The organism is Neobacillus thermocopriae, from assembly GCF_010975035.1.
In the GTDB taxonomy this organism is placed as follows: domain Bacteria; phylum Bacillota; class Bacilli; order Bacillales; family Cytobacillaceae; genus Neobacillus; species Neobacillus thermocopriae.
Window position 1 is genome coordinate 1 of the sequence record NZ_JAAIUV010000042.1, and the last position, 10,416, is coordinate 10,416.

Below are 10,416 nucleotides of genomic sequence, written 5' to 3' on the forward strand. Positions count from 1 at the left end.
ATTTACGTTTATTTGCACTTGCTTTAACATGCGTAGAATCAATAAATACATGTTCAGCACTAATCAACTTTTTATCAGAAGCTTCTTTTAGAATGCGGTAGAAGATTTTTTGAAATAGATCTGTATCCTTGAAACGTCTTTCATAGTTTTTTCCGAAGGTTGAGAAGTGGGGGACTTTATCATGAAACCCAAAACCTAAGAACCAACGATAAGCAAGGTTTGTTTCAATTTCTTCAATAGTTTTGCGCATAGAGCGAATACCGAAGGTATATTGAATAAAAGCCATCTTAATTAATACAACAGGGTCAATACTTGGACGACCACGTTCAGATGAATACATATTCTCAACTAATTTATATATAAATGAAAAATCAATAGCAGCTTCTATCTTACGAACCAAGTGATTTTCAGGAACCAGCTGGTCTAAAGTAATCATTTCTAATTGATCTCGATTTACTTGTGTATTTTTAGTAAGCATTTCAATATCACCTCGATATTCTATGACATAATTATACAAAAAATGTCGACAAAATCCTTTAAAAAAGGATTTTGTCGACAGTCTGAGAGAAGCTAAAGCTTCTCTTTTTTCATATAATTACACCATTACTTTCTTCTCAAAACGATCAATATCGTAATCATTTCCGATTACAATCAACACATCATTTTCACGTATTACCTCTGTTGCTTGTGGAGAAACGATGATATCTTCTCCTCTTTTTATAGCCACAATATTTAAGCCATATTTCTTACGAATATCTAAATCAATAATCGAATGACCGCTAAGTTTGCCATTTGCAACAATTTCAACAATACTATGTTCATCAGAAAGCTCAAGATAATCAACAACATTACTTGATATCATGTTATGAGCAATTCTTTTTCCCATATCTCTTTCCGGATGTACAACATGATCAGCACCAATTTTCGTTAACACTTTTTCATGATAATCGTTCTGTGCCTTGGCTGTTATACAAGCTACTCCTAATTCCTTTAAAATTAATGTAGTTAAAATACTCGATTGAATATCATCTCCAATCGCAACAATTACATGATCAAAATTTCGGATTCCCAAACTTTTTAACACCTTTTCATCCGTTGAATCCCCAACCGCTGCATGAGAAGCAATCATGGCAAATTCATTTACTCTTTCTTCGTTTTTATCAATGGCCAGTACTTCCATACCTTCAGCGGTTAATGTACGGCATATACTTCCTCCAAATCGGCCAAGCCCTATTACAGCGAAACTTTTTTTCAAGAAAACTCCCCCTAAACGCACATGATCATAGACCACAAACAGTATAACAGCCCATTCATAAAAAACAGGCGAAGATATCATTAATGTGAATTAACTACGATTCCCTTTAAATGAAAGGTATTTTTTTAGCATATTTACTGCTACTTCAATGGCTCTTTCATCTGGGTTTAATTTAGCATGATGTAATCCATAAGGAGAATGTACCCCTAGCCAGAACATAAACCCAGGAATCTCTTTTAGCATATAGCCAAAATCTTCTCCTGTCATTGCCTCCTTGCATTCGATAACTTGCACATCAGCTAATCTTCGACTGAAATCCATAAACTCCTTCGTCAATTCTTCATTATTGTAAACCTGATGGTACATAGAACCATAATCAATGGTTGCTTCACATTCAAAACCTATTTCGATTCCTTTAACCAATGCTTCAATTCGGTGCTTTACCTTTTGCATCGATTCTTCGGATAAAGTTCGTATAGTCCCTTCAAGCCTTGCATGTTCAGCAATTATGTTTTGTACTGTTCCCCCGGAAATTTTCCCAACAGTAATTACAGCACTATCTAACGGATCTATATTTCTAGCAATGATAGTTTGCAGCTGATTAACCAATGTGCAGGCAGCAATAACCATATCGTTTGTTTGATGAGGATAAGCAGCATGCCCTCCTTTTCCCTTTAAATCAATAAAAAGTTCAGACGTATTGGCAAATAACAGTCCTTCCTTGATAGCAATTGTACCTACGGGATATTCCGGAGCAATATGAAGTGCAATTATCATATCAGGCATCCATTCGCGCATTTCCTCTGATTTTAACATTGGATCCGCACCGCCAGGTCCCTCTTCCGCAGGTTGAAAAACGAATAATAAATCGTCATCAATAGGATTTTGTGAAAAATGGGTAAGTAGGCCAAGTGCAATACTCATATGAAGGTCGTGGCCACAAGCATGCATTCGCTCTTGATGGACGGAAGCGAACGGAAGTCCTGTTTCCTCTGTAATAGGCAAACCATCCATATCTGTTCTATAGCCAATGATTTTACTTGGATTCATTCCATGTACCTTGACAAATATACCCGTTTTCCATGTTTTAATGGAAAGCCTTTCTTGAGGCAAGGAGCGGATATAATCCAATAAATAAGCCTGTGTTTTAAACTCTTGAAACCCAAGTTCTGGGATTTGGTGAAGATCACGGCGTATTTTAATTAAATAATCCATTTTTTTCTCCCTTCAAAAAGAAGCGTGGAGTGGCTCCACGCTTTCAATGTAAATTATAATTGACGTAATTCTTGCATAATTTCTGTCTTGGATTTAGTTTTTTCATCTATATCTTTAATTTTTCTTGCTGGTGTTCCGGCAACAACTGTATATGGTGCAACATCTTGAGTAACAACTGCTCCAGCAGCAACTACTGCCCCTTTTCCTACGGTTACTCCTTCTAATACAACAGCATTTGCACCAATCATCACATCATCTTCAATAACAACCGGCTTTGCAGAAGGAGGCTCGATTACCCCAGCCAAAACAGCTCCTGCACCAATATGGCAATTTTTACCGACAGTAGCTCTTCCACCAAGAATAGCCCCCATATCAATCATTGTTTTTTCACCAATCACTGCTCCAATATTGATAACAGCTCCCATCATAATGACAGCATTATCACCAATTTCAACTTGATCGCGAATAATCGCACCAGGTTCTATTCGAGCATTAATATGCTTCATATCTACTAATGGAATCGCTGAATTTCTACGGTCATTTTCGACTACATAATCTTCAATTTTGGATTTATTTTCTTCTAAAATAGGATTAATTTCAGACCATTCACCAAACAATATACCTGTGTTGCCATTAATAAAAGCTTTTGTATTGGCTCCAAAATTAATACCATCTAAATCTCCCTTTAGATAAACCTTTACCGGAGTAGATTTTTTACTGTTTTGGATATAAGAAATAATTTCATACGCATCCATTTTTATAGCCCCCTATTCATAACTAAAAAATACTTTAACAAACAAAAAGAATGAAAACAAGTAAAATTATGATATTTGAATTAAGATTCAGAAATATATTCCTTAATTACTTCGACCAATGCTTGTACTTGTTTTAATTGAAAGGCAGATTCATATCCAAGAAGCCAGGTATCCCTCTTTAATGGCTCTCCATTTTCATTAACAAGGGGAATTTTATAAATTTCTCTTTCCGCTTTAGTTAAAGTTATACCAGGCAAAATGGCATAACCAATGCCGTTAAAGGCCATTTGCTTACATGTTTCAATTTGATCCACTACAATCGTCCGCTTTGGAGAGGTTTTAAAATTTCGCATCCACCAGTCCTGTATTTCCTGGTAATAATTTGAGTCACTTTTGAATTGGATAAAGGGTCGGTCCGTTTCAAGCAATTGCTCTGGTTTTGTATCCTCCCTGTCAACTAGAAAAAGAGGATCAGAAAATAAATGTACTTTAACCCCTTTCCAATCAGGAGTGCCCCGAATAATTCCAATATGTACCTGATCATCATACAAACTATTTAATATCTCACTACTCCATCCAGTAACTAGTGAAATCTTGACTTGTGGATATTTATTCACGAACTTTTTCAATACTTGAGGTAGCCAATTTTGCCCGACAATGGAAGCTACAGCAATTTTTAATGTTCCGGACACACCATCCTGGAGGGAATAAAGTGTTTCCCTAACTTTTTCCTGCTTTTTTAATACTTCATTTACGAAAGCAATCACATGCTCCCCCGCTGGAGTTAAAGACAAGCCCTTTTGTGAACGAATAAATAATTTTGCTCCCCATTCCTTTTCAATTGTTTGAAGTCGCTGTGAAAGTGCAGGTTGAGAGACGAACAGACGCTCAGAAGCTTTACGCATATTCATCTCCTGTGCGAGTACGTATAATAATTGAAATTCAGAAATTGATGACAAACTCTCCCCTCCTAACTAGTAGTTTGAGCGGTAGCACTTTTCTTTTTTGGAATAAAACATATGAATAGCAAACTAACGATTGCAAACGTCAATACAACATAATAAACGGTATGCAACGAGATTGTTAATCCATCCTGCAAAATATTTCGAGTTGCTTCTGTTAATGCTGTCCGTTCCTCTTCTTTTAATAGAATATTTGCATCATCTGCTGTTAATGATGTAGCCTTTTCAGCAAAATAATGGTTTAAACGATTATTTATAATCCCACCTAATAATGCGGCACCAATTGTATTGCCTAGATTTCGCATAAACATATTCGCAGCTGTTGCTATCCCTCTTTGTTCCCAGCCAACTGTACTTTGAATAGAAACTATAAAAGCTGTTGATGTTAATCCCATTCCTATACCAGTCAAGAAAGAACCAGTAGCAGCCCATAAAGGCCCTGAGGAGGCATTCATTGTCACAAAAACTAGACTACCAATTATTAAAAATCCGCCTCCTATTAATAAAGTTTTACGATTCCCAATGGTAATAAGCATCCGTCCGGAAAGAGTTGAAGCAATGGGCCAGCCAATGGACATCGTTGTTAATGTAAAACCAGCTACAATTGGGGTTTGTTCCATTACTCCTTGAACAAATGTTGGTAAGAAACTAGAGATTCCAATCAGCATAATTCCTGTTGTTAACGAAGTGATATTAGCAATAAATATTGATCTTTTTTGCCAAATAGAGAAAGGCATTACTGGCTCACTTGCCCTACCCTCTTGTATGACAAAGGCGATAAATGTTATGAGTGCTAAAACTAATAAAGAAATGATTTGCCATGATCCCCAAGGCCAGTTGCTGCCACCCTCTACTAAAACAAACATAATAGAAGAAACGGTGATCGTTAATAAAATGGCTCCTGCATAATCAATTTGATGTTTCTTTTTGTTAATATTTTCATGCAAAAATAACCAAATTCCTGCCAATGACAATATTCCTAATGGAATGTTGATCCAAAAAACATATTTCCAGGATATGTACTGAACTAATAATCCTCCAACTGCAGGTCCAGTAATGGCAGAAATTCCCCAAACACTCGAGAGATAGCCCTGAATTTTTGCTCGTTCTTCAGCCGTATAAATATCTCCAACAATGGTAGTGGCAATTGGCATAACGGCTCCTGCACCAAACCCTTGGATAAGTCGAAAAATGACTAGCATTTTCATCGATGTAGCCAAACCACAAAGAAGCGAACCAATTAAAAAAATGAAAATCCCAATAGTAAGAATGGGTTTACGACCAAATAAATCAGAAAGTTTTCCGTAAATTAACACAGTTACTGAATTCATCAATAAATAGGCAGAAAAAACCCAACTATAAAGAGTAAATCCTCCCAAATCTGCTACAATAGCTGGCATGGCTGTAGAAACAATGGTAGCCTCAACAGCCCCCATAAACATAGCTAACATCACAGAGGCTAAAACAAGAGGTTTTTTTGTTTGTTTAAATGGTAAGTTCATTGTGAAAAAATGTTTTTTTCTTTCACCCAATTTGAACACCTCTTTTCGTAAAAAATACAACCCCCGATTGGGGGTATTAAAATATCATTAATTCACTTTCAATCGTTTAATTCTTGTGTTTATTTGATTTAATACTGTACTACGCGGCAAGATTCCTGCAAAAAATCCATCTTCGGTTTCTACACAAAGAAATGGATGATTAACTAATAAATCTAAGCAGTTTGGAAATGGATCTGACTGTTTTACCCGTGGAATTGACTTTTTCATTACTTCTTCTACACGCTTTTTTTCAAGTTGTTCAAATTCTATACGTTCTAGCCCAAGAATAGAGTCCATGATAATCGGTGTACTGATCAATCCATGTAACTTATAGGAAGGGTCTAATACAGGTATTGCCGTATAACCACTCTTTGTTAATACTAACAGTGCATGTTCAAGATTATTACCAATTTGAACATGGGCCACTCGTTCTGAAGGTATCAATAATTCTTTTATTGTTAATTTCAGAATTTCTCCGCTAGGAAAATTCATATCACCGAAACTCCTCATGTACGTATTTATCATAATTATTCTAACACAGTTTTCCGTTATCTGTATATTTATATAAAGACTGCGTATATAGGACATAATAAATATTTTGTAATTCATGAATTGGTGGAGAAGAATTGTAGATAACGGTGGGAATATTGGGCTTTTTACACTCCCTCAAGTAATAAATCGTTAAAAAATCCTAAAAAGAAATACATCGGGGGCGTTATTCAACAGCAAAATTTAACACTAGCTATATAAAAATAGGAACCATGATGGCTCCTATTGTATTAAATCGAAAATTTCAATGGTGATCATGTCAATATTATCGAATTGATATCGTTTTGGCTTTTCCTTTTCATAATATACTTCCAATTCGAAGGTTTCGGTTTTAGGATGAAAAGTTACTTGACACTTTCTTTCTCCATTTACTTCGAAATAACGTTGAGAAGGTTCACCACTTGCTGACTGCTCCTGTAGGTTTTTTAATCTTGTTAATATACCTTGAAGCTGTGACATTCGCTCCTACTCCTTTCAAACACTAACAAACTTCTATGATTTAGGTTTCACATTTGACATGTTTCTATCCTTAAAGATTATTTTCACAATATGATATATAACTGTTGTACATGCCAATATTACAAGAATAAATTAATGAAGTCTTTTTGTCCAAGCAAAAATGAAAAATAGACCATATTTTTTTCAAATTTACATAAAAAAAGGACTCCTACATGAGGAGACCTGTTAATAAAAGGAAACAGCGATAAAAAGAATGATAAAAAGGACTAATGCAAAAAAGATTCCATAAGAAAGGAAAATAGGATTTCTAGTGTAAACATTTTTTTGAATCGAATTTGCTATTTGTGTATCCATTTCCCCCTCTACTACCTTTTGTTGTCTACCCGCAACAAGTGTATAAATAAGGGAAATCAGCAAAATACCAACAATTAATATAGCCAAGGTTAACTCAAAAAGATTCATGAGCTTCTTACTCCTTTTTCATTGGATATATCTTTACAGTTCCACCCAATGAATCATTCTATTCAGGAGCATTCTTACAGTAACGAATCATGTTCGAAGAGATATTGATATGAAATATCAATAAATAAATATTCATTACCGTTCATTGGAAATGAAAATGTTCTTATCGTTTCACCAGTTTCAATATCACAATATAAATCGGATAATATTCCCTTTCGGTCATTTCGCATCTTAATAATATTTTCTAAAAAATATGGCCTCCAGCTCCAATTTTTGTGAATATACTCATTTTGAATGTGCCAACCATCAGTTTCCTTAAATAAGTTTGGAGATTTTTGAAAGCCATCATCATCACAAATATACATCCGAAAGGCAATGTGATCCAGTTCTTTCCCTAATGCAAATAGTAATTCCTCATAGCTTGATTTTTTGTTTTTAATGACAATATCTTGCACTTTTGCATGAAAAAATTCAGCAGTAGTATAAACGGCTTCCAGTTTTCTTTTTTCATACAAAATAAAATCATGAAATTTTTCTTTCAGCCGGTCCTTTAGCAAATCTCCCTCAATAAAATCAGAAACAGGGGGATGTAAATAATACCCTTGATAATAGCGCCCTCCATTTTTCCATGCAAATTGCATTTGATAACTCATTTCTATATTTTCAAATAATAATGTTGCACCGATCTTTCTAGCCAAAAGTGAAATTGCATAAAGAACATCATTAAAGCTCGTGCCGGTAGAAGTTGATTTTAAGGCTTCTAAATTAATTTTTAATATATCGGGCTCAATTTGACCTATTCGTTCAAAAAAGTGACTTTCACTTTCTAGTCTTGCAATCGCCACTTTAATTCCATATGTCCGATAATATTGTAACAAGTTATCGAATTGAGCTAAATCACCTTTAAAATTATGATCTGAAACTTCCAATACAATACGAGTTAATGAAAGGCCTTTTTTTTCAAATTCCAACACTTCCTGCAGAAAAGGTTCACCATGTCCATACATTAACAAATCAGCATTTCTATTCAAAAAAATAGAAACTTCTTCATCGAGTTCAAGTATTTTTTCCAGGGCTTTTTTTACTAAAAGCAAGTCCACTTCATATTTATATTCTTCTGGGATTTGATCATCTTGAAAAAATGGTCCTAAACTTATTATCGAATCACCAGAGTCATATCTGCCTAAAACTTCATAACCAATCACTCTCTGTGTATCGGCACTAAAAATCGGCTGATAGTACGGAACAACATTATCAAGATTTGAGAGGATATCCAAGGCATCCATCCAGGTACCTCCAATTAACATTTTTATTATTATACCATACGCTAACCTTTAGCTGCTTGTTCAAGCAGATGTATAACGGTTCAATTAAAAGTTTATAAGCTGTTTCACTTGCAATCATTGGGGAATTTCACGAAAATATAAGAAAGGATTGAACGCCCGCTTATTGGTTTACAAGTAAGAGTGCTTGGACTGTGATAAGGGATCATAGAAAACGCAAAAATGCCGTATCATCAAATTATCTGTAGGTTGGTAAATAGCATGCCGAAAAAACAAACAAGGAGAATATTTTTAAAACGGATATTTAGTTCATTATTAACTTTGCTTGGCTTAGGTTCAGGCGGGTATATCTACGCAAATCGAATAGAACCCTTCTTACTTGAAATTGTGCATATGGATATGAAACATCCTCTCATTCCTCAAAGCTTTACTGGTAAAAAAATTGTTCAATTTAGTGACACCCATCTTGGATTTCATTATAGTCTTCAGCAGTTTAAAAAATTGGCCAAAACTATTAACAACTTAGGCCCAGATATCATATTTTTTACCGGTGATTTAATGGACGAGCCCAATAAGTATTCTGAAATTAACCAACTTGTACCTATTTTACAAAGCTTGGATGCCCCACTCGGAAAATTTTGTATTTACGGCAATCATGATCATGGGGGATACGGATCAGAAATCTATCGTAATGTGATGGAAACAGCAGGCTTTCAATTGCTCTTAAATCATTCAACATCAATATCATTGAACAATTTAAGCAGAATAAATATCATCGGTATCGATGATCGAATGTTAGGAAAACCAGACATACCATTAGCATTAAAAAAAGTTACACCCGATCAATTTAATATATTATTGTCACATGCTCCAGACGTTGCAAATGATGTGTCTCAATATCCTGTTCATTGGCAACTTAGTGGTCACAGTCATGGTGGGCAAGTTAAAATCCCATTTATTGGTCCACTTGTCATTCCTCCATTTGCAAAAATTTACTATGAGGGATTCTATCGAGTTGGAGATGAGGAATCATTGTCACTATATGTGAATAGAGGCATTGGAACAACTCGACTCCCGTTTCGTTTTTTATCCAAACCCGAAATTACAGTTTTTACATTAAAACCAGAGAAAAATTAAGAAAAGCGCATGCTCCCTGAACAGCGTCACATTACTTCCTCCAAATGCTACCGATTTCGGTTTATACTGGCGCATCCTTCCTTGGTAGTCTCCAACTGAGATATAGGAAACACAAAGAAAACGAAGTCATTTCGAGGATGTTGACAGGTCGTATGCCAGAAATCTACTTATAGACCATTTTCAAAGAAAAAATATTCATTTAAAATAAAAAAATCCTTATATTAGATAAGGATTTCAGACTGTCGACAAAATCCTTTTTTAAAGGATTTTGTCGACATTTTTTGTATAATTATGTCATAGAATATCGAGGTGATATTGAAATGCTTACTAAAAATACACAAGTAAATCGAGATCAATTAGAAATGATTACTTTAGACCAGCTGGTTCCTGAAAATCACTTGGTTCGTAAGATAGAAGCTGCTATTGATTTTTCATTTATATATAAATTAGTTGAGAATATGTATTCATCTGAACGTGGTCGTCCAAGTATTGACCCTGTTGTATTAATTAAGATGGCTTTTATTCAATATACCTTCGGTATTCGCTCTATGCGCAAAACTATTGAAGAAATTGAAACAAACCTTGCTTATCGTTGGTTCTTAGGTTTTGGGTTTCATGATAAAGTCCCCCACTTCTCAACCTTCGGAAAAAACTATGAAAGACGTTTCAAGGATACAGATCTATTTCAAAAAATCTTCTACCGCATTCTAAAAGAAGCTTCTGATAAAAAGTTGATTAGTGCTGAACATGTATTTATTGATTCTACGCATGTTAAAGCAAGTGCAAATAAACGTAAAT

At 34.9% G+C, this 10,416-nt stretch carries 12 protein-coding genes; 2 read left to right on the forward strand and 10 right to left on the reverse strand.

What is annotated here, in order from left to right; translation table 11 throughout:
• The 10 genes from G4Z05_RS15890 to G4Z05_RS15935 all read right to left on the reverse strand — a co-directional run.
• Positions 1-478, reverse strand: a 478-nt coding sequence (locus tag G4Z05_RS15890) for a transposase (RefSeq protein WP_205597402.1), incomplete at its 3' end; no start/stop codon positions are given.
• 117 nt (positions 479-595) lie between these two features.
• On the reverse strand, positions 596-1,255 hold the full coding sequence (locus tag G4Z05_RS15895; protein WP_163252781.1) for a potassium channel family protein: 660 nt from the start codon (positions 1,253-1,255) through the stop codon (positions 596-598).
• Positions 1,256-1,345: 90 nt separating this feature from the next.
• Complete coding sequence (locus G4Z05_RS15900) at positions 1,346-2,470, reverse strand: N-acetyldiaminopimelate deacetylase (RefSeq protein WP_163252782.1); 1,125 nt, start codon at positions 2,468-2,470, stop codon at positions 1,346-1,348.
• A gap of 53 nt (positions 2,471-2,523) precedes the next feature.
• Positions 2,524-3,225: a 2,3,4,5-tetrahydropyridine-2,6-dicarboxylate N-acetyltransferase gene (gene dapD, locus G4Z05_RS15905; RefSeq protein ID WP_163252783.1), complete on the reverse strand. Its 702-nt coding sequence runs from the start codon at positions 3,223-3,225 to the stop codon at positions 2,524-2,526.
• Between the two features lie 80 nt (positions 3,226-3,305).
• Complete coding sequence (locus tag G4Z05_RS15910) at positions 3,306-4,184, reverse strand: LysR family transcriptional regulator (RefSeq protein ID WP_163252784.1); 879 nt, start codon at positions 4,182-4,184, stop codon at positions 3,306-3,308.
• Between the two features lie 11 nt (positions 4,185-4,195).
• A complete protein-coding gene (locus G4Z05_RS15915) occupies positions 4,196-5,689 on the reverse strand; it encodes an MDR family MFS transporter (RefSeq protein ID WP_163252789.1) in 1,494 nt (497 codons plus the stop codon).
• 87 nt (positions 5,690-5,776) lie between these two features.
• Positions 5,777-6,220, reverse strand: coding sequence for a cyclic-di-AMP-binding protein CbpB (gene cbpB / locus G4Z05_RS15920; protein ID WP_163252785.1), 444 nt, complete (start codon positions 6,218-6,220; stop codon positions 5,777-5,779).
• Positions 6,221-6,499: 279 nt separating this feature from the next.
• Positions 6,500-6,736, reverse strand: a complete 237-nt coding sequence (locus tag G4Z05_RS15925) for a YkuJ family protein (RefSeq protein WP_038540645.1) — start codon at positions 6,734-6,736, stop codon at positions 6,500-6,502.
• Between the two features lie 225 nt (positions 6,737-6,961).
• On the reverse strand, positions 6,962-7,198 hold the full coding sequence (locus G4Z05_RS15930; protein WP_163252786.1) for a hypothetical protein: 237 nt from the start codon (positions 7,196-7,198) through the stop codon (positions 6,962-6,964).
• Positions 7,199-7,272: 74 nt separating this feature from the next.
• Positions 7,273-8,484 (reverse strand): EAL domain-containing protein, encoded by a 1,212-nt coding sequence (locus G4Z05_RS15935; RefSeq protein WP_163252787.1) that lies wholly within the window; start codon positions 8,482-8,484, stop codon positions 7,273-7,275.
• A 258-nt stretch (positions 8,485-8,742) separates the two neighbouring features.
• On the opposite strand from G4Z05_RS15935, the gene G4Z05_RS15940 reads away from it, so the two are divergent.
• The gene (locus G4Z05_RS15940; protein ID WP_163252788.1) at positions 8,743-9,618 is read left to right on the forward strand and encodes a metallophosphoesterase; all 876 of its coding nucleotides are present in this window, start codon (positions 8,743-8,745) and stop codon (positions 9,616-9,618) included.
• A 320-nt stretch (positions 9,619-9,938) separates the two neighbouring features.
• The coding region (locus tag G4Z05_RS15945; protein ID WP_205597402.1) for a transposase at positions 9,939-10,416 on the forward strand (478 nt) is incomplete at its 3' end.